The organism is Caballeronia eucalypticola (assembly GCF_047608185.1).
Taxonomy (GTDB): domain Bacteria; phylum Pseudomonadota; class Gammaproteobacteria; order Burkholderiales; family Burkholderiaceae; genus Caballeronia.
Window position 1 is genome coordinate 1 of the sequence record NZ_JBLKRU010000044.1, and the last position, 25371, is coordinate 25371.

Annotated in this window: 27 protein-coding genes; 13 read left to right on the forward strand and 14 right to left on the reverse strand. The window is 59.3% G+C overall.

Going from position 1 to position 25371, the window contains the following annotated elements:
- Positions 1-32 precede the first annotated feature (32 nt).
- Positions 33-1055 carry an IS30 family transposase gene (locus tag ACMX25_RS32545; RefSeq protein ID WP_414948293.1) on the forward strand — a complete coding sequence of 341 codons (1023 nt, stop codon included), beginning with the start codon at positions 33-35 and terminating at the stop codon, positions 1053-1055.
- 294 nt (positions 1056-1349) lie between these two features.
- On the opposite strand, the gene ACMX25_RS32550 is transcribed toward ACMX25_RS32545, so the two are convergent.
- The 3 genes from ACMX25_RS32550 to ACMX25_RS32560 all read right to left on the reverse strand — a co-directional run bounded on the left by ACMX25_RS32550 (position 1350) and on the right by ACMX25_RS32560 (position 4102).
- The gene (locus ACMX25_RS32550) at positions 1350-1475 is read right to left on the reverse strand and encodes a hypothetical protein (protein WP_414954017.1); all 126 of its coding nucleotides are present in this window, start codon (positions 1473-1475) and stop codon (positions 1350-1352) included.
- Between the two features lie 11 nt (positions 1476-1486).
- A complete protein-coding gene (locus ACMX25_RS32555; protein WP_414954018.1) occupies positions 1487-1657 on the reverse strand; it encodes a hypothetical protein in 171 nt (56 codons plus the stop codon).
- A gap of 156 nt (positions 1658-1813) precedes the next feature.
- The gene (locus ACMX25_RS32560) at positions 1814-4102 is read right to left on the reverse strand and encodes an NADP-dependent malic enzyme (RefSeq protein WP_414954019.1); all 2289 of its coding nucleotides are present in this window, start codon (positions 4100-4102) and stop codon (positions 1814-1816) included.
- A gap of 460 nt (positions 4103-4562) precedes the next feature.
- Here ACMX25_RS32560 and ACMX25_RS32565 point away from each other — a divergent pair, with 460 nt between their 5' ends.
- Positions 4563-5249, forward strand: a complete 687-nt coding sequence (locus ACMX25_RS32565; RefSeq protein ID WP_414954020.1) for an orotate phosphoribosyltransferase — start codon at positions 4563-4565, stop codon at positions 5247-5249.
- An 87-nt stretch (positions 5250-5336) separates the two neighbouring features.
- Here the strand turns inward: ACMX25_RS32565 and ACMX25_RS32570 are convergent, their stop codons facing one another.
- Entirely contained in the window at positions 5337-6041 is a 705-nt protein-coding gene (locus tag ACMX25_RS32570; RefSeq protein ID WP_414954021.1) for a response regulator, read from the reverse strand.
- A 346-nt stretch (positions 6042-6387) separates the two neighbouring features.
- On the opposite strand from ACMX25_RS32570, the gene ACMX25_RS32575 reads away from it, so the two are divergent.
- From ACMX25_RS32575 to ACMX25_RS32600, 6 genes are all read left to right on the forward strand, one after another.
- Positions 6388-6966: a YbhB/YbcL family Raf kinase inhibitor-like protein gene (locus tag ACMX25_RS32575; protein ID WP_414954022.1), complete on the forward strand. Its 579-nt coding sequence runs from the start codon at positions 6388-6390 to the stop codon at positions 6964-6966.
- A gap of 160 nt (positions 6967-7126) precedes the next feature.
- Entirely contained in the window at positions 7127-7693 is a 567-nt protein-coding gene (locus tag ACMX25_RS32580; protein ID WP_414954023.1) for a flavodoxin family protein, read from the forward strand.
- Between the two features lie 148 nt (positions 7694-7841).
- Positions 7842-8795: an N-acetyl-gamma-glutamyl-phosphate reductase gene (argC, locus tag ACMX25_RS32585; RefSeq protein WP_414954024.1), complete on the forward strand. Its 954-nt coding sequence runs from the start codon at positions 7842-7844 to the stop codon at positions 8793-8795.
- Between the two features lie 462 nt (positions 8796-9257).
- Positions 9258-10709 (forward strand): DUF2957 domain-containing protein, encoded by a 1452-nt coding sequence (locus tag ACMX25_RS32590; RefSeq protein WP_414954025.1) that lies wholly within the window; start codon positions 9258-9260, stop codon positions 10707-10709.
- An 87-nt stretch (positions 10710-10796) separates the two neighbouring features.
- Positions 10797-12044 (forward strand): DUF2957 domain-containing protein, encoded by a 1248-nt coding sequence (locus ACMX25_RS32595; RefSeq protein ID WP_414954026.1) that lies wholly within the window; start codon positions 10797-10799, stop codon positions 12042-12044.
- A 102-nt stretch (positions 12045-12146) separates the two neighbouring features.
- The gene (locus ACMX25_RS32600) at positions 12147-12983 is read left to right on the forward strand and encodes an OmpW/AlkL family protein (protein WP_414954027.1); all 837 of its coding nucleotides are present in this window, start codon (positions 12147-12149) and stop codon (positions 12981-12983) included.
- A 183-nt stretch (positions 12984-13166) separates the two neighbouring features.
- On the opposite strand, the gene ACMX25_RS32605 is transcribed toward ACMX25_RS32600, so the two are convergent.
- The 3 genes from ACMX25_RS32605 to ACMX25_RS32615 form a co-directional block, all read right to left on the reverse strand.
- Positions 13167-13532, reverse strand: a complete 366-nt coding sequence (locus ACMX25_RS32605; protein WP_414954028.1) for a response regulator — start codon at positions 13530-13532, stop codon at positions 13167-13169.
- A 10-nt stretch (positions 13533-13542) separates the two neighbouring features.
- A complete protein-coding gene (locus ACMX25_RS32610; RefSeq protein ID WP_414954029.1) occupies positions 13543-13995 on the reverse strand; it encodes a hypothetical protein in 453 nt (150 codons plus the stop codon).
- A gap of 350 nt (positions 13996-14345) precedes the next feature.
- A complete protein-coding gene (locus tag ACMX25_RS32615) occupies positions 14346-15224 on the reverse strand; it encodes an NAD(P)-dependent oxidoreductase (RefSeq protein WP_414954030.1) in 879 nt (292 codons plus the stop codon).
- A 158-nt stretch (positions 15225-15382) separates the two neighbouring features.
- On the opposite strand from ACMX25_RS32615, the gene ACMX25_RS32620 reads away from it, so the two are divergent.
- Together ACMX25_RS32620 and ACMX25_RS32625 are read left to right on the forward strand one after the other, a co-directional pair.
- Entirely contained in the window at positions 15383-16162 is a 780-nt protein-coding gene (locus ACMX25_RS32620) for a Mut7-C RNAse domain-containing protein (RefSeq protein WP_414954065.1), read from the forward strand.
- A 91-nt stretch (positions 16163-16253) separates the two neighbouring features.
- Entirely contained in the window at positions 16254-16538 is a 285-nt protein-coding gene (locus ACMX25_RS32625; protein WP_414954031.1) for a hypothetical protein, read from the forward strand.
- 125 nt (positions 16539-16663) lie between these two features.
- On the opposite strand, the gene ACMX25_RS32630 is transcribed toward ACMX25_RS32625, so the two are convergent.
- The 4 genes from ACMX25_RS32630 to ACMX25_RS32645 all read right to left on the reverse strand — a co-directional run bounded on the left by ACMX25_RS32630 (position 16664) and on the right by ACMX25_RS32645 (position 19890).
- Positions 16664-16975, reverse strand: a complete 312-nt coding sequence (locus ACMX25_RS32630) for a cupin domain-containing protein (protein WP_414954032.1) — start codon at positions 16973-16975, stop codon at positions 16664-16666.
- A gap of 177 nt (positions 16976-17152) precedes the next feature.
- Complete coding sequence (locus ACMX25_RS32635) at positions 17153-17464, reverse strand: high-potential iron-sulfur protein (RefSeq protein WP_414954033.1); 312 nt, start codon at positions 17462-17464, stop codon at positions 17153-17155.
- A 147-nt stretch (positions 17465-17611) separates the two neighbouring features.
- Positions 17612-18712, reverse strand: a complete 1101-nt coding sequence (locus tag ACMX25_RS32640) for an NAD(P)/FAD-dependent oxidoreductase (RefSeq protein WP_414954034.1) — start codon at positions 18710-18712, stop codon at positions 17612-17614.
- A 200-nt stretch (positions 18713-18912) separates the two neighbouring features.
- Positions 18913-19890, reverse strand: coding sequence for an AAA family ATPase (locus tag ACMX25_RS32645; RefSeq protein ID WP_414954035.1), 978 nt, complete (start codon positions 19888-19890; stop codon positions 18913-18915).
- 361 nt (positions 19891-20251) lie between these two features.
- Between ACMX25_RS32645 and ACMX25_RS32650 the strand changes: the two genes are divergently transcribed.
- Both ACMX25_RS32650 and ACMX25_RS32655 read left to right on the forward strand, forming a co-directional pair.
- Positions 20252-20755, forward strand: coding sequence for a hypothetical protein (locus ACMX25_RS32650; protein WP_414954036.1), 504 nt, complete (start codon positions 20252-20254; stop codon positions 20753-20755).
- Positions 20756-20810: 55 nt separating this feature from the next.
- Positions 20811-21617, forward strand: a complete 807-nt coding sequence (locus ACMX25_RS32655) for an endonuclease/exonuclease/phosphatase family protein (protein ID WP_158937667.1) — start codon at positions 20811-20813, stop codon at positions 21615-21617.
- Positions 21618-21626: 9 nt separating this feature from the next.
- Here ACMX25_RS32655 and ACMX25_RS32660 read toward each other — a convergent pair whose 3' ends face one another.
- The 3 genes from ACMX25_RS32660 to ACMX25_RS32670 form a co-directional block, all read right to left on the reverse strand.
- Positions 21627-22040 (reverse strand): response regulator, encoded by a 414-nt coding sequence (locus tag ACMX25_RS32660; RefSeq protein WP_414954037.1) that lies wholly within the window; start codon positions 22038-22040, stop codon positions 21627-21629.
- Between the two features lie 103 nt (positions 22041-22143).
- Positions 22144-23079 (reverse strand): aldose 1-epimerase, encoded by a 936-nt coding sequence (locus ACMX25_RS32665; protein ID WP_414954066.1) that lies wholly within the window; start codon positions 23077-23079, stop codon positions 22144-22146.
- 98 nt (positions 23080-23177) lie between these two features.
- Entirely contained in the window at positions 23178-23981 is an 804-nt protein-coding gene (locus tag ACMX25_RS32670) for a phytanoyl-CoA dioxygenase family protein (protein WP_414954038.1), read from the reverse strand.
- Between the two features lie 313 nt (positions 23982-24294).
- On the opposite strand from ACMX25_RS32670, the gene ACMX25_RS32675 reads away from it, so the two are divergent.
- Complete coding sequence (locus ACMX25_RS32675; protein WP_414954067.1) at positions 24295-25353, forward strand: LacI family DNA-binding transcriptional regulator; 1059 nt, start codon at positions 24295-24297, stop codon at positions 25351-25353.
- Positions 25354-25371: the final 18 nt, after the last annotated feature.

A 25371-nucleotide genomic window follows, 5' to 3' on the forward strand; every position in this document is an offset into this window, starting at 1 on the left:
AAGCGCAACACCAAAGCGTATAAGGTGTTGTAATGCATAAAGCAAATCAGTACGAGCAGTTGCAAGCTGAGGAACGTTTGGAGATTGCGAGCCTACGTCAACGGGGTTCTAGTATTCGGGCCATGGCCCGAATACTCGGGCGCTCGGCCTCTACCCTTAGCCGCGAACTCAGGCGCAATAGTTCTGTGCTTGGTTATGTCCCAGCAGCGGCGCACGCACTCAGTTCGGCCCGACGATCCAACAGTGCGGTCGCGCCCAAACTCGGGCCTCACAGCGCTTGCTGGAGGGTCGTCCTCACGCTGCTGGAGTGGCGTTGGTCGCCTCAGCAAATCTCTGGAGTCCTCAAGCGTATGTTCCCAAACGATCCGACTTTGCAGGTCTCGCACGAAACGATTTACACCACTATCTACGCCCACCCAGGCGGCGAACTACGGCGTCAACTCATTGCTTGTTTGCGTCGTGCTCATCGCGCCCGTATGTCGCGGACACGGGGTAGTGATCGCCGCTGGCAAATTCCAAATATGGTCAGCATTCACGTGCGCCCACCTGAAATAGAGGATCGCGTGATGCCCGGGCACTGGGAGGGCGACTTCATTAAAGGCGAAGGCAATCGCTCTTCAGTGGGCGTGTTGGTGGAGAGAACCAGCCGTCTAGTGCTGCTGGCTAAGATGGACGATGCCACAGCCGAATCTGCACTGGCTGGCTTCTCCGCCAAGCTCAACTCGATCCCCGAGCACTTGCGTCACAGCTTCACTTACGACCAGGGGCGTGAACTCTCACGGCATCAAGAACTTGCCGCTCAAACAGGCGTGAATGTCTATTTTTGCGATCCACACAGCCCGTGGCAGCGAGGAACTTGTGAAAATACCAACGGCCTGTTGCGCGAGTACTTGCCCAAAGGCACCGACCTTTCCGTCCATAGTCAGGCCGACCTCGACGTCATTGCAGACAGCTTGAACAACCGCCCTCGTGCTACGCATGCGTTTCATTCACCCTTCGAGGTATTTGCCGCGACACTAAAAGCAGCGGATCTCGCAACGTCATCTAAACATTAGACCAGTTGTTGCACTTCGACTTGAGACCGCCCAGAAAGGCTTTATTGATGACGCCGTGAATATGAAAGATCAACGTCTGGGCGGACAATCGTCGGCACCTCGAAACGCGCCAGCAGGAATGACGAGAAAAGGAGAGACATCGGCGTGGCGTACATGCGAACGTTCGCCTAACGTACCCGTGGTGAATTAGCGCGCTGAGCAGCCATTGATTGTTGGTGAAACGGTTTGCACAAGTAAAAAAGGCGATCCGAACATCCGGATCGCCTTTCCTTGTTGATTGCAACCTGCTCAAACTCAGAACGCGTAGCCCGCCTGAGCGCGCGCGCCCGTATCGCCATGCGGCGTCAACGACAACGCGCCATCACGCGACCTATACGTTGCGCCCGCACCGACAGCGCCATAGCCCTTGTAGTTCGCCATGCCGACAGCCACTAAGGTCTTGCCGGTTGGCCCGGCGAGAGGCTTGGCATGGCCATTGCCGATGCAACCCCGCCGAACGCGTTTCGTTGCGACGCCGACATGCTCTGGCCCACTTCGTTATGCAAATCGTTGACCTGATTCAGGTTGGCTGCGTCCGTGCCGCTCGTCCATCTCTTTAACATTCAGTCAGCGCTAACACCATATTTGCGCTAGATAACGCGCGAGCACACGTAACGCGCACTCCCAAAAGAAAGCGGCAACCGCTGCCCCCGGTCGCCGCTTCACCGCTTCTCAATCAGCCGGCTCTAATAGTAAGGACGACCGATAAACCCATTTCATCACACGTTGTTGCTGGCCGCCTTCACCCGCGCATTCGCTGACGCCACCGCCGTCATATTGATGATCCGTCGCACGGTCGCGGCCGGCGTGAGAATGTGCACAGGCTTGTCCGCGCCGAGCAGGAACGGCCCGACCGTCACGCCTTCGCCGCTCACCATCTTGAGCAAGTTATACGTGATGTTCGCCGCTTCCACGTTCGGCATGATCAGCAGATTGGCCTCGCCCGTCAGCGTCGACGCCGGCATCGCGGCCTTGCGAACAACTTCCGACAGCGCCGCGTCGCCGTGCATCTCCCCATCGACTTCCAGATCCGGCGCACGCTCGGCGATCAGCTTTCGCGCTCCCGCCATGCGCTTCGATGAAGCCGTCGGCACGCTGCCGAAGTTCGAGTTCGACAGCAACGCGACCTTCGGTGCAATCCCGAACTTCTCGATTTCACGCGCCGCCAGAATCGTCATATCGGCGAGTTGCGTGGGCGTTGGAACCTCGTTGACGTAGGTATCGCTGATGAAGAGATTGCGCCCCTGCAGCATCAGCAAATTCATCGCAGCGAAATTCTCCACCCCTTCCGCCTTGCCCAAAACCTGCTCGATAAATTTGAGATGGTCGTGATACGTGTCGATCATGCCGCAGATCATGCCGTCGGCATCGCCGAGACGGACCAGGATTGCGCCAATCAACGTGTTGAACTTGCGCAGCGCGGCCTTCGCGTTGTCCGGCGTCACGCCTTCGCGTGCAGCGATGTTGTGATACTCCTGCCAGCACTTCTGGTAACGAGGATCGTCTTCCGGATTCACTATCTCGAAATCGATCCCGGGCTTGAGCTTCGAGCCCATCTTCTGCAGACGCATTTCCACCACCGCTGGCCGCCCGATGATGATCGGCTTCGCGATCTTCTCCAGCAGCACGAATTGCGCGGCACGCAGCACACGTTCGTCTTCACCTTCGGCGAACACAATGCGCGCCGGTGCCGACTTGGCCGCCGCGAACACCGGCCGCATCACCATGCCCGTGCGATAAACCGTTGTGCCCAGCTCTTCGCGGTACGCGTCCATGTCGTGAATCGGCCGTGTCGCCACGCCTGAATCCATCGCGGCTTGAGCAACGGCCGGCGCGATCTTGATGATCAGCCGCGGATCAAACGGCTTCGGAATCAAGTAGTCCGGGCCGAATTCAAGCGAATGGCCTTCGTAGGCTTTCGCGACTTCATCGCCTTGATCGGTCTCTTCGGCCAGCTCCGCGATTGCGCGAACGCACGCGAGTTTCATCTCTTCGGTGATCGTAGTCGCACCCACATCCAGCGCGCCGCGGAAGATGAACGGGAAGCACAGCACATTGTTGACCTGGTTCGGATAGTCCGAACGGCCAGTGGCAATGATCGCATCCGGGCGCACCTTCTTCGCTTCTTCCGGGCGGATTTCCGGTTCCGGATTGGCGAGCGCAAGGATCAGCGGCTGCGTGCCCATGACCTTGACCATTTCCGGCTTGAGCACACCGGCGCTCGAGCAGCCGAGGAAAACGTCGGCTTTGTCGATGGCATCCGCGAGTGTGCGGTCGCTCGTATTCGCGGCGTACCGTTCCTTCGATGGATCCAGATTGCCGCGTCCTTCGTAGATCACGCCTTTCGAATCGCAGACCAGGATGTTGGATTTGTTAAGCCCGAGGTGGACGAGCAAATCGAGACACGCGATAGCCGCCGCGCCCGCGCCCGAACACACGAGCTTCACTTCGTCGAGCTTCTTGCCGACCACTTTCAGGCCGTTGAGAATCGCCGCTGATGCAATGATCGCCGTGCCGTGCTGATCGTCGTGGAAGACAGGAATCTTCATGCGCTCACGCAGCTTCTTCTCGATGTAGAAGCATTCCGGCGCCTTGATGTCTTCGAGATTAATGCCGCCAAGCGTGGGTTCGAGCATGGCGATGGCATCGACGAGCTTGTCCGGATCGGTCTCCGCGAGCTCGATATCGAATACGTCGATACCCGCAAACTTCTTGAAGAGGCAGCCCTTGCCTTCCATCACGGGCTTGGCGGCCAGTGGCCCAATATTGCCGAGCCCAAGCACGGCCGTTCCGTTCGTCACCACGCCGACCAGATTGCCGCGCGAGGTGTACTTCTGGGCGTCGAGCGGGTCGTCGAAGATCGCCATGCAGGCTGCGGCCACGCCGGGCGAGTAAGCCAACGACAAATCCAGCTGGTTGGACAAGGGCTTGGTCGGCGTGACCGAGATCTTGCCGGGCTTCGGGTACTGGTGATATGCGAGGGCGCTGAGCTTCAGTTGTTCGTCCATGATTAGCCTGAGACGTTTAGGGAAAGAGTTGAAAAATGGGCAAAAAATGGGCGAAGCGCAGGGCCTGGGACACTGCGCGGTGGCGAGGCGCATTGAGACCAAGCGCGTGTGCACCGACAGCGAAACACCTGGCCGTGGCATTTTTCGGGGATAAATAGTGTACACCGCGCGTTAAAATTGACGCACAGCACCATTTGCGACAGAAACAGCGCGTAAGCGGCCAAAGTGGATGCACGGATTGTTCGGTAAATCCTGAATTCACAAGACGGGGTTTGTCGGGTGTAGTGTTTCTTCCGTGTCTTATGGGTCGAGTAAAATTCTGGCCTACGCGTGCATCGAACACAGTCCATCTTTGCCCGACCGGACGCTTCCGCTGCGCCAGGCGCCTTTGGCCGCCGCCGCTTGATCGCCTGCTAAAAACGGGCGTCGAGCGTCAACTCGTCAATCCAAGGATTCGCCCATGACAGGCTTCGACCGCCAGACGATCTCCGACACCACCGCCAAGATGCTGCTCGAAGTCCAGGCCGTGCATTTCAACGCGGACAAACCGTACATTTTCACGTCGGGATGGGCGAGCCCGGTTTATATCGACTGCCGCAAGCTGATCTCGTATCCACGCGTTCGCCGCGGCCTGATGGAGATGGCCGAGACGACGATCCTGCGCGACATCGGCTATGAGCAGATTGATGCAATCGCAGGCGGCGAGACGGCCGGCATCCCGTTCGCCGCGTGGCTGTCCGACCGGCTGATGGTGCCCATGCAATATGTGCGCAAGAAGCCAAAGGGTTTCGGCCGGAACGCGCAAATTGAAGGGTTGCTGACTGAAGGCCAGCGCGTACTGCTGGTGGAAGACCTGACCACCGACAGCCGCAGCAAGATCAATTTCATCAACGCGCTGCGCACGGCTGGCGCGAAGGTGAATCACTGCTTTGTGCTGTTTCACTACAACATCTTCAAGGAAAGCGTCTCGGTGCTGAAAGATATCGACGTGGAACTGCACGCGCTCGCCACATGGTGGGACGTGTTGCGCGTCGCGAAGGAAGCGGGCTATTTTGAGACGAAGACGCTGGATGAAGTCGAGAAATTCCTGCATGCGCCGGCGCAATGGTCGGCAGCGCACGGCGGCGTAACGGCGTCACCGCAATAATCGCCCGATTGTGAATATCCGTGCATTAAAAAAAGCCGCGCGTCTTTATTAACGAGCGGCTTCCTTATGAAACGTAATTAACGACTATTACGTATTAATTGGAATGACATCATCCAAATTTCCATCGCCTACATAAGCCGACAGATTCAATAATACATTACTTTGAGCATATTGAAACAATTCAGAATCACGCTCAATTCCCAGCTTGCGCATCGCGGTATTCTTTTGCGTACTGATCGTTTTAATACTGCGCTTCAACTGCGCGGCAATTTCAGTAATTGTCATGCCGGACACAAATAAACGGACAATTTCCAGTTCCCGTTTCGACAACACCACGTCACGCTGCTGGCCACTGGCCGACAAGCCCATGCTGTCCAGCGCGAGGCGCACCGACGGGCCAATGTAGTCTTGTCCACGCATCACATGAACGATGGCCAGTCCGATGTGGCTCAAATCGTCTGACTTATTGATGACCGCCGTCGCACCTACCTCACGCAAGCGTTTCAGGAGCGCGGGATTTTCCAGCATGGTCAGCACGACAATGCGCACGGTCGGAAACTGACGCCCGATATAACCCAGCAACGGCATTCCGTCACCATATTGGCCGCCCGGCATGGCAAGGTCCGACACGACCACGTCGCAAGGTGATTTTTGCAGAAGCTGAATCAATTCCGTCGATTGGCGCGCTTGCCCGATCACTTCGATCTCGGGAAACTTCAATAGCGCCTGAGCGGCGCCAAACAGAATGACAGGATGGTCATCGGCAATAATGACTTTTATGCGTTGACCCATTATTTACCCCTCGCTCGTAAATGAACAAATCCATCACGCATTATAAGAAATTTACCCCCCACTCATTACATTTGGCCCTTCAACCGGGAGAGCGAAACTTCGGCAAACCCGAAGTCATGGTGTTGACCCTTGCTGAGTCTTGTTTTTAACATTTGAAAAATTTTGTCCATTCCCGGGATGTTAAACTTGAATCCAGCTCTAAGCCAATATCTGAGACAAAATACATCGTTACAGTGGGTGAAACGCCAGATCTGGCCGCGCCCGTGACCGGAGAATTTGCACCATGCGCTTGGGGATCGGGCTTGTGGTTTGTGCTATGTGCCGCGCTGTTGATTGGCGTGTCGTCATGTTGGGAATATCTTGCCGCGCGCTGCTTCTCCCGGTTTTCTGCGCCGCGATAGTATCAAATGCGCCGCGTGCAGTCGCTGAAGTTAACGGTGCAGCCCCTTTCACGTTGACAAGTACCGACTTCCGTCCGAACCAGCAAGTCCCGCTTGCGCTCGTCTTCGACCAGAGCGACTGCAAAGGCGGCAACCGTTCCCCGCAGTTGTCGTGGCACGGTGCGCCTGCAGCCACGCAAAGTTTCGCGATCACCGTCTTCGACCCGGACGCGCCCGGCCGCGGCTGGTGGCACTGGGCCGTCGCGGGCATTCCCGCGAACGTCTCGCAGTTGCCGTCTAATGCGAGCGCTTCGGGCGTCTTGCGCAAAATGGGCGCGGTGGAATCCCGCAATGACTTCGATATCGACGGATATGCAGGTCCTTGCCCGCCGCCGGGCAAACCACATCGCTACATCATCACGGTCTACGCGCTCAACAGCAGCGACTTGCGCCTGCGCCAGAGCAGCCCCTCGCTCATGTTCGAGCACGAAATCCGCACGACGACCATCGCCAGCGCACAACTCATCGTCACCTACGGGCGATGAACGGCGTTGATGGTGCGTCGGCAGGTCCAATTTGGCTTTGCTAGACTGGCCGCTGAACGAACACCGGCGTCGTTTTTCAGCTGGCTAAATTAGCTCGAAGACGCCTGGTTCTGGTTGTTCCTGCGCAACCCGCGGCTTTGTGTCGCAAACGGGGAATGAAATGCCAAAAATCGTTATCGTTTATCACAGCGGCTACGGCCATACGAAAAAGGCCGCCGAAGCCGTGCTGGCCGGCACGATCGACGCCGGCGCGGACGCGAAACTGCTTGCCGTCGGCGATCTGGACGACGCCGGCTGGGCCGAACTCGACGCCGCGGACGCCATCATCTTCGGTGCGCCCACGTACATGGGCGGTCCGTCAGCCGACTTCAAGAAATTCGCCGATGCCAGCTCCAAACCGTGGTTCGCGCAATCGTGGAAGGACAAGATCGCGGCCGGATTCACCAACTCGGCGACCATGAATGGCGACAAGCACTCGACCATTGCCTACTTGATCACCCTCGCGATGCAGCACAGCATGATCTGGGCTGGCACGGGCATGATGCCGTCGAATACGAAGGCGGCCACGCGCAACGACCTGAACTTTATTGGTGGTTTTTCGGGCTTGCTGACGCAATCTCCGGCGGACGCGTCGCCTGACGAAGCCCCGCCGCCCGGCGATCTGGAGACGGCGAAGGTGTTCGGTGCAAGGATCGCGGCCGTGACAGCGCGCTGGAACGCGAAGTAATTTTTTGGCGGCATTGCAACGTTTTTCAGGCCGATCGGCAGATGTGCCCGGCAATGCCATCGTGTTGTCGCGGAAGCGCATTAAAATGTCGTTTTGACCGCGTTCCGGCTGTAAGACGCCGGGGCGCGACCGACCCAGCGAGATCGAGATGACCACGAAAGTATTTGTCGACGGACAGGAAGGCACCACCGGCCTGAAGATTTTTGAATATCTGTCGGAGCGCCGTGACGTCGAGGTGTTGCGTATCGAGGAAGCGCGGCGCAAGGACGTGGAGGAGCGCCGGCGGCTGATCAATGCATCGGACGTTACGTTCCTGTGCCTGCCGGACGTCGCGTCGCGCGAATCGGTTTCGTTGGTGAACGCGGACAATCACCGCACCGTGGTCATTGACGCCAGCACGGCGTTCCGCACGCATGACGACTGGGCGTACGGTCTGCCGGAACTCATGCCGGCGCAACGTGAGCGTCTGCGCACGGCGAAGCGCATTGCTGTGCCGGGTTGCCACGCATCGGCGTTCCTGCTGGCAATGAAGCCGTTGGTAGCCGGTGGTCTTGTTTCCGCCGATTTCGCCGCGCACGCGTATTCCATCACCGGTTACAGCGGTGGCGGCAAGAAGATGATCGCGGACTATGAAGCAGGCGGGAATGCGAAGCTGGACAGCCCGCGGCCTTACGCGCTGGGTCTTGCCCACAAGCATCTGCCGGAAATGGCCGTGCGCTCGGGGCTGAAGCACGCGCCGGTGTTCACGCCTATTGTGGGCAACTTTTTGAAGGGCCTCGCCGTCACCACGTACTTCTCGCCCAAGCAACTGTCGCGCGCCGCCAAGCCGCAAGACGTGCAAGCGTTGTTTGCCGAGTACTACGCGAACGAACCGTTCGTGCGCGTGCTGCCGTTCAATGCAGACAGCAATCTCGACGACGGTTTTTTCGACGTCCAGGCTTGCAACGACACCAACCGCGTCGAGTTGTTCGTGTTCGGCAATGAAGAGCGATTCGTCACCGTTGCCCGACTGGATAACCTGGGCAAAGGGGCGTCCGGCGCAGCGATCCAGTGCATGAACCTTGCGATCGGTGCCGATGAAGAAGCCGGGCTCGCGCGCTAAGCAGCGTATCGATTGCAGCAAGAGTTGAGCGCGCCGAGCGCTCAACCTAACTAAAAGCCGGTTTCCGCCGCTGCGCGAAACCGGCTTTTTCACGTCTGCATTTTCCCCTTCCGATTCAGCGCCCCGGCCTGATTTTCACCCCCCAAATCCCCGCGCAGGTCAAACAGAACTTCCGTCGCGTTTTCCATAGGGATTATCCTAATTTATTTACGAACGTTCGTTCGTAGATGATTACGCGTTTTCGCGCTTAAACCTTCTTCGTTTTGCATCGTATCGAAATAAATTTTCTCCAATTCACTTTACGGTAAAAATTTTGTTTCAATGCGCCGCCATCGCCTTGTCAGTCAAGGCTTGGCCGAAAGCACGCTGTTTGAATCGACAATTTAGATGTTTCAGTCGGTTGACACACGAAAAGGCGGACGCGAAATTACACGCGCAAAACTAGATAAGGGAGACAGCGGTATGTCGTATGCCATTTCGAAAGGACTCGCGCTCGCTCTTGCGACCGCGCCGTTGTTTGTTGCGTGCGGTGGCGGTAACGCCGACAACCCGGGTCCGATCAACACGCCGCAATGTTCCGGCGCGAGTTGTGGCACGCAAGGCGCGCCGGGTGTGGGCGCAGGCGCCGCACCGTTGTGTCCGGCTAACGCGGATATTGTCTCAAGCACATATCTGGGCGGCGCGGGCAGCGGCGAGATCGTGAGCCTGAACATCGACGCCGTGAACATGAAGTACACGCTGAAGTGGCTCGAATCGCCCATTCCGCTCGTCACCGGTACCGTTAATCCGACTCGGAAAGGCACGACGATCGCAGGCGCCGTGGTGCATCCGCCCGCAGGCACGCTGCCCACGGCTGAGCAAACGCGATGCGCGTTCGTGCTGACACCGGGCGGCGGTCAGGCGTCCGATGGATCGATCTACACCACGGCCGCTGCATTCAACCAGGCGAATCCGCCGACGATTTTTATCGGCCAGGGTGTGGCAGGCGGTGGCATTCCGGGCGCGACCGTCCAATACAACGGCGCGACGCTGACCGCCGACGGCGTCCATGCGATCCCCGGTTTCCCACAGTTGTTCCCGGTGCCGAACCGTCACTTCGACTTCTATCCGTTCATCGGTTTTTCGACGGTGAGCACGAACGTCGCGGATCTGAAGGGCACGTATAACGCGCTGCTGTACCACACGGTTCCATCGAATAACTACTCGACCACGACCACGCAAGCGCAAGAATCCTTCGATGCCGCCGGCAACTGCACGGTGCCCGTGCCGGCATCGAATACGTCTTGCCAGACGACCGGCGGTGCGTGGACGGCGAACGCGGGCGGCGCGTACTTCAGCAGCGCGCTCGCCCCGCAAGTGCAGGGCAAACGTTCGACGCCCGTGTTGCCGCTCGTCGGCACGCTCACGTTCCCGGCCGTGGCGAACGCAAACATGGTGATCGGCAAGATCAACGGCGCGATCGTGCCGGTCGTCGTGCGCTCGGGTCAGGTCTTCGTACCCTCGCCGCTCACGCCGCTGAATACATCGGCGGCACAAGTCGACGATGAATCCGGCATCGCTATGCTCGCTCCGAATACGGCGCTCACGTCGGGCGCGTTCGATGGCGGTTATGTCGGCGCGGATTCGAACTTCAAGTACACGGCGACGCTGCTGCAAGGTCCGGTCGGCTCGTTTATCAATCCATCGACACAAGCGACCGAGACCGGTTTCGGCATGAGCTACGCGCAGCAATTGCCCGGCTTGATCGGCGTGCAGGACCAGAACGGCGGCCAGGGTGCGCTGATCTCCGCAGGCGGGTTGTACGGCGTCTTCATTGCCGGCAGCACGGTGAACGGCGGCCTGACTTCCACGTCCGCTAATGCCGATACGCCGGCGAGCCCGTACTTCGGTATCGGTGCGTTGCTCAGCAAATAAGCACTGCCGGGTACAAGCACGCAAGACCAGGGTAGCCGGCATGCGCCGGCTACCAACGAACGAACAAATGTCGATGGAGACAGCAGTATGAAATGGAGAACTTTTGCGTTGGGTGCGATGGGTGCGGCAGTCGCCGGCGTCACGCCGTTGCTTGGCGGTTGCGGCGGCGGCAGCGATGCGCCTCAGGCGCCGGTCGTCCGGTTGTGCCCGGCATCGCTTGACTACATGACCACCTTCACGGGCGGCGGCGGCAGCGGCGAACTCATCAAGCTGCAACTCGACACGACGAAACTCACGTGGCAAGTGACCTACGTGGAATCTCCGATACCCGCCGTCACCGGCACGGTCTCCCCGACTCGCGCCGGCACGTCTCAAAACGGCACGCTGACGATGGAAACCGGCCTGCCCACGCAAAAGCTCAATCAATGCGCGTACCAGTTGAACGGCGCGACGCTCGATCCAACGCGTCCCGCGCGCATCTTCGTGGGCGAAGGCGTCGCGGGCGGCACAATTCCGGGCAAGGAACTGCAGTTCGGCGGCATTCTAGGTCAAGGCGTGGTGCCTGACCGGACATTCCCGTATTACCCGTTCATTGGCTTCTCGACGCTCGAGACGAATCTCGCCAATGTCGCCGGGACCTACAACCAACTCGGCTATCACGAGATTCCGTCGCAAAACTACGCGCGCCTTTCCGTCGATTCAAAGATCACGATCAATGCCGACGGCACCTGGCAAGAGTGCGACAACACGGGCGTGAATACCGGCAAATGCCAGCAGGCCGGATCGAACTTCGCGCCATCGCCGGATGGCAGCGGTGCGTTCGTCACCAGCAACTTCCTTGGGCAAGGCAAGCCGACACTCGCCGCCGGTCCGCTTGGCAAGGGCTACATGATCGTGGGCAAGCTGCGTGGCCAGAACGTGCCGATCCTCGTGCGCACCGGTACGGCGAACGCGACGATCACCACGGGCATTCCGCCGTTCGCCGACGACGAGTCGGGCATCTCGATGATGTCGCCGCAAACCAGCGTGGCGTCGGGATCGGTGAATGGCGAATACGTCGGCGTGGATAACGCCTTCGATTACCGCACGACCGCGCTTGCTGGCGCACAAGCCACCTTGATCGATCCGTTCCAGCCATCGCAGGTCGCTTTGTCGCGTGCGCTGAACCTGGATTACACGGAAGCCGTTCAGGGATTGGTGACATCGACGGTAGTGGGTGCATCGACTGGCACGACACCGACCGGCAAGTTCATCTTCTCCGGCGGCGTGTTCGGCTACCTCGACCAGAGCGACCCGACGACACCGTATTTCACCATCGGCTCATTTGTGCAGTAACCGTCCTGCAGCCCATCAAGAACGGCTGCATGCGAACAACGCGCGATTTTTCACGAAGACGCGCCGCGTTCGCATGACGGCCTGTAACCGAAGAGAGACGAAATGAAAAAGCTTTTGGCTGCGGGAAAACCGTTGGCGGTTGCAATAGCGGCGTGTGTATCGATGTCGGCCCATGCGCAAAGCGCCGGCGATAACGTCGTGGGACTCGGCTGGTTCCACGTCATGCCGCAGGATTCGAGCGACGAGCTGACCACGCATGTGGCGCCCACGCCGATCAATACGCCGCTGCGCTTGCCGTCGCAATTCACGTCGGCGGGGACGAGTTTATCGACGAAAAGCGCCGATACGTTCGGCCTCGTCTTCACGCACTTTTTCACCGATCACATTGCGACCACGTTCGTGGGCGGCGTGCCGCCCGAGTTCGAACTCGATGGTCACGGCACGATTCAACCGCCCGGGCCCGCGGGCGCGCTTGGCAACCAGAATCTCGATGAGACCAATCCGATCGTGAAAAGCGTGCGGCAATGGAGCCCGGCGCTGATTTTCCAGTACTACTTCAATTCGCCGACTTCCGCGTTCCGGCCGTTCGCGGGCCTGGGCGTGTCGTATAACTTCTTCACGAACATCAAGCTCACCAATGGTTTCGTGAACTCGACGCAGAATAATCTTGGCGCGGTGCTGGCGGCGGGCGCGGGCAAGCCGGGACCGACCTCGGTGTCGGCGAAGGCATCGTCGTCGTGGCAGCCGGTGTTCAATCTTGGCGCGACCTATAACTTCGACAAACACTGGGGTTTGATCGCTTCGCTGACCTACATTCCGTTGAAGACGACGTCGTCGCTGATTATCAAGGCGGCCGATGGGACCGAACTGGCTACGACGAAGTCAAAGCTCAACGCCAATCCGCTGATTACGTTCCTGGCGGTGTCGTATCGGTTTTGAAGGCGCGCAGGGCTGAAAAGGGCTAAAAAAGGATAAAAAAAAGCCCGCCTAAGATGGGCGGGCTGAATCCATATCAGTGGAGACATGGAGGAGACAACCCCACTGTACCAAAACTATTGGTGCAGCGCAACATCCTCTTGCCGATCCACGTCAATTTGTTGCGGATGTACAACGTCTACGAAGCTACGGCTGCGTCATCGAAAGAATGAAACCCAATTGGTCGATGGAGACCGGCTTGACCAGATGGATATCGAAACCGGCTTCCTGCGTCATGGCGTGATGCTGCGGCTGGCCCCAGCCGGTCAGCGCAACCAGCAACATGGCCGGGCCTTCGGGTAACGCCCGCAAGGCACGCGCGGCGGAAAGACCATCCATTGGCGACATGCCCAGATCCAAAATCACGACATCCGGTGCGAACTGCCGCGCCACATCGAGTGCCTGAGTGCCGCATGAAGCCTGCGCCACTTGATGCCCCAACCCCGTCAGCAGATTGGCCAGACAGCTCAGGGCGTCATCGTCGTCATCGGCTATGAGAACACGCTTGGTCACGACTGCCCCCTCATTTGCCCGACACCGCGAGCGTCAACTTTCCTGCACCAGCCGTTTTTGCAGTGATCTGCGTGCGCTGCCCCCGCGCCCCGATATAAAAATGCTGCCGGCCCAGCGAGTTTTGATCGTGCGTCGCGTCCGGCAAGCACGCAGCTATATCCGCGGCGACACCCTGTAAAGCGTCGGCCGCCGATCCGGCGTTCGCGCCTTTCGTCCACGAGCATGAATATGCGCCGGCTTTCACCGCGCACTGCGCGTCCTGGCCGTAAGGCAATGCAACTGCTTTGCCGTCGTCGGGTCGCAAGGAAGTGAAACCATCGGGCGCAGCCGCCACGATGCGCTTGAGTGCATCGCAGGGATTGGGGGTGTCGTCGGCGAGAGCGATCCCGGGCGTACTCAAGCAAGCCAAGCCAAGGCCCGCCGATGCCGCCACGTACATGAGACCCCGAAGAGTGCTTTTCATAGTGGGCGCTGTCCTGTCTCCGCTTCGTCTTTTTATAAGCTGGCCGGGAAATCGGGAAATGGACGCGAAAGCCCGCGCCCAGGTCGTTTCAACATCGTTTCCTAAGCCGCTTCCAAGCCGGTTTCATCGCCGATGAGGCCTTTGCAAAGCCTGCACCGCCGGCGTGTGTCCGTCTGTGCGCCACCGAATGCTGTCTGATTCGAAACAATCATGAATCTGAGGCAAACGGCGCGACAAGTATAGGGAACGTTCCCTTCCATTGCCGCTATTTATTGTCGATACAACACCGGCGCATCCGGGCTTCACACGGGCTTTACATTTACCCATGAGCAAAAATCAAACCGGATTGATCACACTTTCTTTCCCGCACGCCGCGCGGCAACCTTTCCGAGCACGGCCAGGTCCTTGTCGCCATCGCCTTGGGCGAGGACATCGATCAGGTTGTCGCGCACCAGGCTTGCCACGGGCAGCGCGACGTTCACGGCATCGCCGGCAGCCAGTGCCAACCGCACGTCCTTCAGGCCAAGCCGAGCCTTGAACAACGCGGGTTCATAGCGGTTGTCGGCAATCATCCGGCCATATCCCTGGTACACCGGCCCCGGAAAAAGCGTGTTCGTGATCACATCGAGGAATGCGTGTTGATCGATGCCATGTCCCGCCATCAGCGATGCGGCCTCAGCCGTTGTTTCGATCGCCGATGCCAGCATGAAGTTCGCCGCCAGTTTGAGCACGTTCGCGTGTTGCGGTGCGGTACCGACGCGCCATGTCTTCTGGCCGATGACATCGAAGATAGGCTGCACGCGGGCGATGGCGTCATCGGCGCCTGCCGCCACGATATTCAGCTTGCCCGCGGCCGCCACGTCCGGTCGGCCGAGCACGGGCGCCGCGACGTACGCCACGCCGTGCTGCTCGTGCAGGCTTGCCAACTCTTCGCAGAACGCGACCGATATCGTGGCCATGTTCACGTGCACCAAGCCCTTCAGTGCACGTTCGAGCAAGCCGCTGTCGAGCAGCACGGCGCGTAACGCGGAGTCGTCGGCGAGCATGGAGAACACGGCGTCGCCTGAAAACGCTTCATCCGCCGAAGCAACCACGCGCGCGCCTTGTTCAGCGAGTACTTTCGTGGCGTCGGGAGAACGGTTCCAGACGCGCACTGTGTGGCCCGCTTTCAACGCATTCAGCGCCATCGCGCCGCCCATATTGCCGAGTCCAATAAATCCAATGTCCATGCTCTTCTCCTGTGGACCGGAGTTCCCGCTTTAGCGGGTTACTCTGGTCCCATGCTGTTGCAATTGACGATTACATGTCGAATACCATCGCTCCACGACGAACCTCGCCCCCATACGCCGCGAAGCAGACGCGTCAAACCGATGCGATACTCGAATCCATGACGACTGCCACGTTCCGTTTTCATCGGGAGTTGAATGAGTTCCTGGCGCGGCCGCAGCGCGAACAGGCGTTTGCGTGCGTGTGTCCGGTGGCGTCGACGACCAAGCATATGATCGAAGCACTCGGCGTGCCGCACACGGAAGTGGCGCTGATTCTACGCAACGGCCTGCCCGACGGCTTCGATACCCTCGTCGCAGACGCCGATTTTATCGATATTTACCCGCCCGGCATCATGCCGCGCGCGCTTGAAATCGTGCATCCCTTGCGCGCGCCATTGCGGCTGGAGTCGCTGCGTTTTATCGCCGATGCGCATCTTGGCGGCCTGGCTCAACTGCTGCGGCTAGCCGGTTTCGATACCCGCTACGACAACCATTTTCCCGACGATGAAATCGAGCAACTCGCGCTCGCCGAACATCGCGTGGTGCTCACGCGCGATCGTGAATTACTGAAGCGCCGCTCGCTCGTCCACGGCTGTTATGTGCGCACGCTGCAACCCGATGCGCAGTGGCGCGAAGTCGCTGCGCGGCTCGGGCTTGCGCAACATGTCCGCCCGTTCCGGCTCTGCCTGATGTGCAACGCGCCGCTGCGTCGTGCGAGCGCGGACGAGGTAAGTGATCGCGTGCCAGAAGGTGTGCTTGAACGGCACGCACGATTTGTCACATGCGATGTGTGCAGGCGAGTATTTTGGGAAGGATCGCACTGGAAGCGGATGCGGGCGCGAATCGAAGAATTGATGGATGGCGCGCCCGGGAATCCGCCCGTTCCGGCGTCTGGCTAGTGGCAATAGAGAGGCACAAGCGAGGCGCGGGCGCGGAGGTGCGTACAATACGCGCCTCGGCACTGTGCCTTTATAGCTTTTGGAGCTTCGCGTGAAAAAATTCGATCTGGAAAAAAACAAGGCGCTCAAGCTGGCCAACGGCCTGAAGCAAAACAGCGCGTCGAGCTTTGGCCCGCAAGCCGGGCAGCCGAAACTGGACAAGCGCGAACAGCGCCGTCTGGATCAGGAAAAAGGCCTCGTGCCCTTCGCCTGCAAGCTGGACAGCGATCTCGTGAAGCAATTGCAGGAACATGCCGCCAAGCACGAAGGCGGAATGACGGAAGCGCTGGCGGAATTGTTGATCAAGGCAGGACTGAAAGCCAAGGCAGCGGTTTAAGCGAATTCGGTGAGTCTGCCGGCCAAATGAGGTTGGGCTAAGCCAAAGCGCCGCTTGCGTATATTGTCTGCTAAATAGAGAAGCCGTTCCGGCGTGTCAGGGACGGTTTTTTTACGTGCGTCTTTTCAGACGCTCCCCTCTTTCTCGATCACCAGGATTCGCGCAATGCCGACCGGCTCCGCAATATGTTCATCGCCGGATTGAGCATGAAAGATATCACCGGCATCGAGCAGAAATTCTTCCTCAACGCCCTCTCGCCGCACGCGCATTCTCACCTGGCCTTGCATGACCGCGAAGACTTCCTCGCCGTCGTTCACGTGCCATTTATAGGGAGCGTCAGTCCAGTGAAGGCGGCATGAGACGCCGTTCATCGTGGTGATATCGAGTGCACCCCATGCACGCTCGGCGGTAAATTCGCGGCTTTTAACAACTTTCATGGGTCTTCCGGCAAGAGGTCAAAAGATCAACGTATCAAGACAAGGCGCGTGCACGGCCGGTCAAGTGCTGGCGAGTGTAAAGAGCGCCGTGATCGTTTTCAAGCGGCGACGCAAAAACGCGCCCGGCCTGTGTGGCGGGGCGCGTTTCGATCATGACCTGGCTACGGTGCGTGTAGCTCAGGCTTTCTTGTTATAAGCGTTGCACCAGCCTTTCGATGCAACCTGCTTGCCGGCGAACATTGGGCAGGCCGCGTACGCATCGGTGGCCTTGCCTTGATAGAACGAGCAGTTGCCGCAATCCTGGCCGGCGGCGTAGCGCGGGAATTTGGCTTTATCGACGGTTGCTGCGTCGAGCTTGTAGCCGAGGCTTTGCGCCATGGGATCCGATTCCGCCAGTTTGACGGGGTCGGCGAACGCGGTACGCGATACCGCGAGTGCCGATGCCACGCCAATGCTCGAAATCAAAAACGTGCGTCGTGAGGACTTCATGAGAATGTGCTCCGTTGTATTGGGGGTGTGCGCCGTTCTTATCGACGACGATCTCCAAAGCATATCAACGCGAAGCACAGCAAACTCAGTCAAATCTTATAGATAACCGATGACGAAAGGTCGCAACGGGTTTGCACTCACGTCACCTCAGCCCAGCATTTTCGCGACCTTCTCCGCAATCGCCAGCGACGCCGTCAACCCGGGCGATTCAATCCCAAACAAGTTCACCAACCCCGCCTTGCCGTGCGCCGCCCGCCCCTGAATCATGAAGTCGGCCGCCGGCTGACCCGGTCCGGATAGTTTCGGACGAATTCCTGCGTAAGCGGGTTGCAGTGCATCGTCGGGAAGATTGGGCCAATACGCTCGAATGGCGGCGTAAAAGCTGGCCGCGCGCTGCGGATCAACGGTGTAATCGATCTTCTGGATCCATTCGACGTCAGGACCGAACTTGGCCTGACCGCCCATATCGATGGTGAGATGCACGCCGAGCCCGGCTTCATTGGGCATTGGGTAGATCAGGCGATCAAACGGCGTCCGGCCGCTCACGGTGAAGTAATTGCCCTTCGCGAAATACAGCGGCGGCACATGGCGCGCATCGAGTCCGCGGATAGTGCGCGCAATCTGGTTCGCCGAGAGCCCCGCGCTGTTGACCACACAGCCGGCCTGAAAGGCCATGGGCGCCTCGCCTCCCGTTTCCACGATAAACCCACCGTCGCGGGCATCGATATCCGTCACCGGCGTATGAAACGCCACGGTCGCGCCGTCGCGTTCCGCGTCGCCTTGCAACGCGAGCATGAATTGATGACTATCGATAATGCCCGTTTGCGGCGATAACGCCGCCTCCACGCACTGAAGTTGCGGCTCCATCTCCGCAGCTTCGGCGCTGCTTATGCGCACCAGGTCCGTAACGCCGTTTTCGAGCGCTTTTTGCTGAATTGCGGCGAGTTGTGGCAATTGGTTGCGCGCCGTGGCGACGAGCAATTTGCCGCAGCGGTTGTACGGGACGCCGTGGGCGTCGCAATACTCGTAGAGCATCGCCCGGCCGCGCACGCACAAATCCGCCTTCAGCGAGCCCCGTGGGTAATACAGCCCCGCGTGGATCACCTCGCTGTTGCGCGAACTCGTGCCCGTGCCGACCGCTTCGCCCGCTTCGAGCACGATCACCTCGCGGCCACGCGCGGCCAGCGCTCGCGCAATGGCGAGTCCGACCACGCCCGCGCCAATCACTACACATTCGATTCTGTCCATCTCACTATTCTAGGCCAGCCCGTGGAGCCGTTTCGGGCACTTTATTGCGGTTTTTGTGCCCTTGGCAATATTGGCTTCAGGAAGGCCTCATTTTCCGAAATAATCCGGGCCAAAACAGGAAATATGGCCTTTTTGCCCGGGAAAAGTCAGTTTCAGGCCATATTTTGAGGGGTTTTTGCAGAATTCTCCAAAACGCACCTTCAGAACCCGATCGACTTCTTCCTCGCACCATTGCCTAATTCGATGTCCCGAGCCTGCACTTCATGCCGGTTATCGATGCGTGCATTGCCAAAAGCATTGAGCATTGCGCGCCGCATGGCCCGCGGGGAAGCCTTGGTCAACGCGTCGAGCGGCGCGTCGCCGAGTGTCTCCGGAAAGCGTGCGCCCCACGCGTGTGCGCTGCGGATCTCGTGATAAATCGATTGCGCGATCCGGCGCGCACCGTCGCGATCCGGCGGCGCGATCTCATACACGTTCATCCGGTTCAACAACGGCTCGGGAATCGTGTTTGCCTGATTCGCCGTCGCGATCCAGACCACATTGCCCGCGTTGATCGGTATTTCAGCGAATTCATCGATAAAACTCTGCGCCGTATCGTGTTCCAGCAACGCGTACAGCGCACCGAGCGGGTCGTATTGGGCGTCGCCGGTGGCTTTGTCGATTTCATCGACTGTCATCACCGGATTGGCGTAACTGCCGTTCACGAGCGCATCGAACACCTTGCCCGGCTTCGCGTTGCGCCATTGCGACGACGCGCCCGACAAGATCCACCCGGCCGTCAGCGAACTCATGGCGAGGTAGTGGCAGGACGTGCCGAGCAAACGCGCCAGTTGTTTCGCGAAATGCGTCTTGCCGATACCCGGATCGCCGAGCAACAGCATGGGCATCAATTCGAGGCGATCCTCGGTTTCAAGGCACAGCGCGATCTGCTTGCGGATATCGTTGAGCGGCTCCTGGAAATTGGGCAGATCGGCCACCAGATCGTCTATGGACGGCATCCGGTTAGGTTTAACGCAAAAGCGCAAATTACCCGCTTTGAGCATCTTTTCGTACGTCGCGCGCAGCGCCTCGCTGCCCCCTTCGCTCAGGTCGTTCAACGCAGTTTCCACCTCGTCCAGGTCGTAGACCTTGCTGAACGAAGCCACGGCGAGTTCTTGTTTGACTACGGCGGTGCTCATGGCTTACCCCGGTTTTTGTTGATCGGCAAATTCAGTTTATCGGCCATAAAGATGCACGCAAGCGAGCAGTCCCGGGCGTCTGCTGCTAATCGCATAAAAATACGATGGCTTCGGCAGGCGAGCCCAAGCGCTTGTATGATCGTCAGGCTGCGCTTGTGGAAAAGCGGTGCCGTGTCGAGTGCAAGCGGGGTGCAAGCGGGTGCGAAAAGTGCGGTAGGAAATGCGCCTCGGGTAGCTTTTGGAAACATTTCCACGCTGAACGCCCGCAGCGGATCACGGTCAGAAATCAGTCTCAGAGCAAGCTACCCGGATCGAACAGGCCACGGCCCAGACGCAATAAGGGATCAGGAGAAAAGCACTTATGTTGAAACATCACACGGCAGCGTTGCTGTTTTGCGCCGCGATCGCCGCGCCTTTCAGCGCCCTTGCGCAAAGCACGCCGCCGCAGCCGGTCAAATGGGAACTGCAGGTTTTGCAGGACGGTCAGCAGATTGACAGTTTCACCGGCACGACGAGCGTCGGCCAGGCCCGCACCGATACCCATCATCACGTGATAAAAAACAACGTAGGTTGTGCCGATAAGCCCGCCGGCGACATCGACCTGCAGCGCACGCTCACCATTTCCCCGATCCACGCCAACGGCGACGACATCACGTTGCAGATCGACGCGCAGGAAACCTTGCAAAGCAATGACGCACCGGTGACGGTGGCGGGTTGCAAGCTGCCGCCGCAACCGCGTCAGGTCAGCGCCACGCATCCCGGGCTTGTGCTGAAGCCGGGCGAATGGTCGACGTGGCAAATCGTCGATAAAAACCCGTCGATCACCTATAAGGTTCGTGCGACGCTGGCAACGGCTGCGCAATAGCGCGCCGCGCGTCGATCACACTCGACGCAGCCGCGTCCCACATCTCATTCATCGCATGCGAAATCCAGAACATTTCACCTCCGGCATTCCCTCCGTTCGCGACACACCTGATTTCGTGGCTGTGAGCTGGAACCTGCACAAGGGGCGCTCACCGCTTGGTCTCCAGGCGTGGAGCGCAATGCAGCGCTGGGTGCAGTCGACCAAAGCCGATGCCTATTTCCTGCAGGAAGCCATGGCGCGCCGGATGCCCCAGCCGGTGCTGGCGGCGAGTTTCGGCAATCCGCTCGATGCGCCCGTCGATGACATCTGGCATTGCCAGGCGACGGAAATCGCGACATCGCTTGATCTGCAGATCGCGCTTGGGCAGAACGTGTTCAAGCCATCGTGGCGGCATGGCAACGCGATTCTTTCACCGCATCCGCTGGATCTGGGCGGACGTTGGGATATCTCGGCGCATCGATTCGAGCGGCGTGGCTTGCTGGTCGCGCGCGCCACGTTTGCCGGGCGCTCGGTCACGTTACTGTGCGCGCATCTCGCGTTGACGCGGGCGGCGCGGTTGCGGCAAATGAACTGGATCGCGTTGTGGATTTCGAAAGAAGCGCCTGAAGGGCCGCTCGTTTTGGCAGGCGATTTCAACGACTGGCGCAATGACTCCGTGGGTGTCTTCGGCGAGCTGGGGATGAGCGAAGTGGCGACCATGCTCGGTGAATCGGGGCGGACTTATCCGGCGTTTTCACCCGCGCTCGCGCTCGACAAGATGTTCGTGCGCGGAATGAAGCCAGTCGAATGGATCACGCCGACGCAGGACACCGCATGGCTGTCCGACCATCTGCCGTATATGGCGAAGCTGCGGGTGGAATAAAGCCGCTTTTTATTTTGCGTCGCCGGCGAATGACGCGGCGATCACGGTTTCTATCGCGGTGAAAGAGACGGGCTTGACCAAGTGGTGGTCGAAGCCGGCATCGCGTGCTTTCTGCTTGTCGCTTTCCGCGCCGTAGCCTGTCAGCGCTATCAGCAATGCGGTTTTGGTCACCGCCCGCGTGCGCATCTGCCGCGCGACCTCGAAGCCGTCCATGCCCGGCAAACCAATATCCAGGATCACGACATCGGGCGCGAAGTCATCGACCATGGCAAGCGCGCTCGGGCCATCGTGCATCACGCGCACTTCGTGGCCGAGCGTTTCGAGCAGCATCGACATGGCTTCGGCGGCATCGACGCTGTCATCGACGAGCAAGACCCGGCGCGGTTGGGTCAATTCGCCCGGCGTGCTGTCGATCATCGTCATGGTACTTTCCTGAATTTTGAGAGTGCTGAAGGTGCTCGCACGCCGAGCGCAACAAGCGTGCGGATAATTTCAAGATGATACCGGGAAAGTGGATTCGCTCCGTTCAGCCGATGGCACGGGTGCGCGGAATCCAGCCAAAGCGCGCTTCGATTATTTCTCCCGGCATTAACACTCCACCGCCGATGTCCTCGCGGGGCGCGTCGAGATTCAGGAAATCTACCGTGTTCGTGACCGGTTCCACGCACAACTGGTCCGGATGCGACGAGGGCGCGAACAGGACCATGTGGTCGAACGGCGCATCGGCGGTTAGCGTCACGCTGCGATTTTCGTCAGGCCAGTCGATGGTCGCCGACCTCGACCAGCCGGCAAAATTGTTATCGAGATCGAAGGCATCGGCGGACAACCCTTCCGGCGACGCCAACGCATCAACGCACGGATGCGCGCCGAGAAACGTCGGCAGGAGATCCGGCGTGGCGTGCCACATCGCGCGAACGTTGGTGTGAATGCGCGTGGCCGGCGTGCGAGGGTAATAAGGATGATGACCCATGCCGAACGGCATAGGCTGATCGTCAAGATTGCGTATCGACAGGGTGACGAACAAGCCTGTGTCATCGAGTTCAATACGCTGGGTCGCTTCGTATCGATACGGCCAGTGGTGCGCCGGTTCGTCACTGGGTTCGTGATTCAGATGCAATTCCACCGCGGTGGGTGAAACCAATCCCACGCGCCAGGGCCGTCGCCACGCGTGACCATGCAGCGCGTGATCGAACGCGTTGCCATCGGCGGATAGATCGACTTCACGGCCATCGAACGCAAAACGCGCATCGCGCAGCCGGTTGCAGTAAGGCAGCAACGGAAAGCTCGCCATGCCGAGCGGGTTGCGCGCAGCGAGCGCATCGGCCGATGCAGGGCGTAACCAATGCAGCATGTTGCTGCTGTCCTGCAAATCGTAAAACGCCGCGATCGCGCCGCCGACGTGCGGCGCCAGCAACGCGCGCCGATTCTCAAAGCGCAGCTCAATCAGCGCGGCGTCATTCAACGCGACGCGAAACGCGCCGTCGGCGGCCGGCGCGGGCTGAGCAAATTCAGTAGTTTGATCGGCGGCGCTTTCATCGGCGCGGGTCCGTTGATCGGTGTTCAATATGCGAACCGCTGATAACTTTCGTCGAAGGTCCGCGCTGTCTTGTCGACTTGCGGGCTATAGCGCAGCAACCGTTTTGCGCGGGCGGGCAGCGCGGCGAACACATCGCGCGGCACTTGCACCTGCACTTCCGGCCGGAAATACCACGAACGGCTGTAACCGATCACGACCATCGGACGCGGGGTATCGGTGAGATTCGGCGTTCCGCGATGCAACCCGCGCACATCGCGGATCATCACGTCGCCGAGTTGCATGGGAACGCGTTCCGCCGGATATCGTCCATCGGCCAAACCAGCGAGCGCTTCCTCACGCGATATCCGGTGCGTTCCGCGCGTCGTTTCCAGCGAGCCGTTTTCGTCATTCACATCGATAAGCGGAAAATTCACCGCCAGCTGGAACGATGGCGTTTCAGGGAAGTTATCGAATAAAGGCGGCGTGTCGCGATGCCAGTCCTGAAAGTCGGAACCGCGCACAGGGGTATCGGTGGCGAGCTGGCACATCACGGGGTCTGGTCCGGCGATGCGCTCGACGATCCCCAATACATCGTCATCGCAGAAAATGGCGGGATCGGCGAACTCGCACTCGAACGGCAACGTGACGTAATAGCGCCCCGGCCCGCGATTGCCACTGCCACCCTGCTTGCGCGCCGCCGTTTCGTGCGGCTCGAAAAGCGGCGCGAAAGCCGCGCGCCAGGCCTCAAGCGTTGCGCGCGGAAAATGGTTGGGCAACAGGACAAAGCTGTCACGCTCGAAATCCTTTGCAAGCGCATCGCGAGCGCGCTCGTCGTAGCGGGCCATCATCGTCTCCTTGGTTGCGCCACGCGAGTCGGGCGCGGTCGGCGCGCTTGGCTTTCACTCATCCGACAGCCCGGCGCGCGCCCCGAGAATCGCACGATCACCATGAAGTAGTCAATATTATTAGTAATAACACTTAGGGCCGCTTTATTCGCCGTAAAAGTAGTGCGGACAATGGTTTGCGAGCGTTGTCGACTGGAAATATTAGTGTTACCGTCGGCGGCATCCGTAGAACGCTTTAGCGCCACGCAACGACGACACCGCCGCCGCCTTTTCGCGGCCTGAGACAATGAAAAAATCCACGCAACGCCGTCCAACGATGACCGACATCGCGAAACTGACCGGCGTTTCGCAATCCACCGTGTCCTTGGTGCTGAACAACGCGACCAGCGCAAAATTCTCCGACTCTACGCGCAATAAGGTACTGAAGGCAGCGCAGGATCTGGGCTATCGGATGACGGCTCGCGAGCCGCTGGCCGCAGCAATCGCGCCGAACGAGAAGAACCTGATTGTGTATCTCGCCGATGAAATTTCGACGAGTCCGCATCCCGTTGTGAACATCGACGGCGCCCGTGATGCAGCGTTCGCAAATGGCCGGATGCTGGCGGTTTACTCGACGCACGGCAACGCGGAAATCGAGCAGCAAGTACTCGACGCCACACTGACAAATCCCAACGTGCTCGGCGTGATTTACGCGACGGTTTATACGCGCAAGGTGACGTTGCCCTCGGCGCTTTCAAAGGTCCCAACAGTCCTCCTGAACTGCTACACAAGCGATTCCGAGCTTTCTTCGGTGGTGCCGGCCGAAGTTGCTGGAGGACATGCCGCAACGGAATATCTGCTGAACGCGGGGCATCGAAGGATCGGATATGTGAACGGTGAACCTTGGCAAGACGCGGCGCGCGATCGCCTGAAAGGGTATCGAACTGCGCTGTCAACTGCGGACCTCCCGTTCGCCGCTGAGCTGGTGCGTGAAGGCGACTGGAGCTCGGGTTCGGGCTTCGAACAAACGCTCTCACTGATGCGCGAGACCAATCCGCCCACGGCCATTTTCTGCGCGAACGATTTGATGGCGCTCGGCGCGATCGAAGCTTTGAAGCAGCTTGGATTACGCGTGCCCGAAGACGTCTCCGTACTCGGTTACGACGACCAGGAAATCGCCCGCCACACGCATCCGCCGCTCTCCACCGTCGTCCTTCCGAACTACGAATTGGGCCGATGGGCGGTCGAAACGCTGCTCCAGGAAGAACACAACCGCGCCGCCGGTGCACCCGTGCGCCGACGTACGGTGAAGCTCGATGGGCCGCTCGTCGAACGCGCGTCGGTAAGGGTAATCACCGTGGCAAAACAACTCGCAATTAATAATATTAGCGATTGACCAATAATAAAATACGGT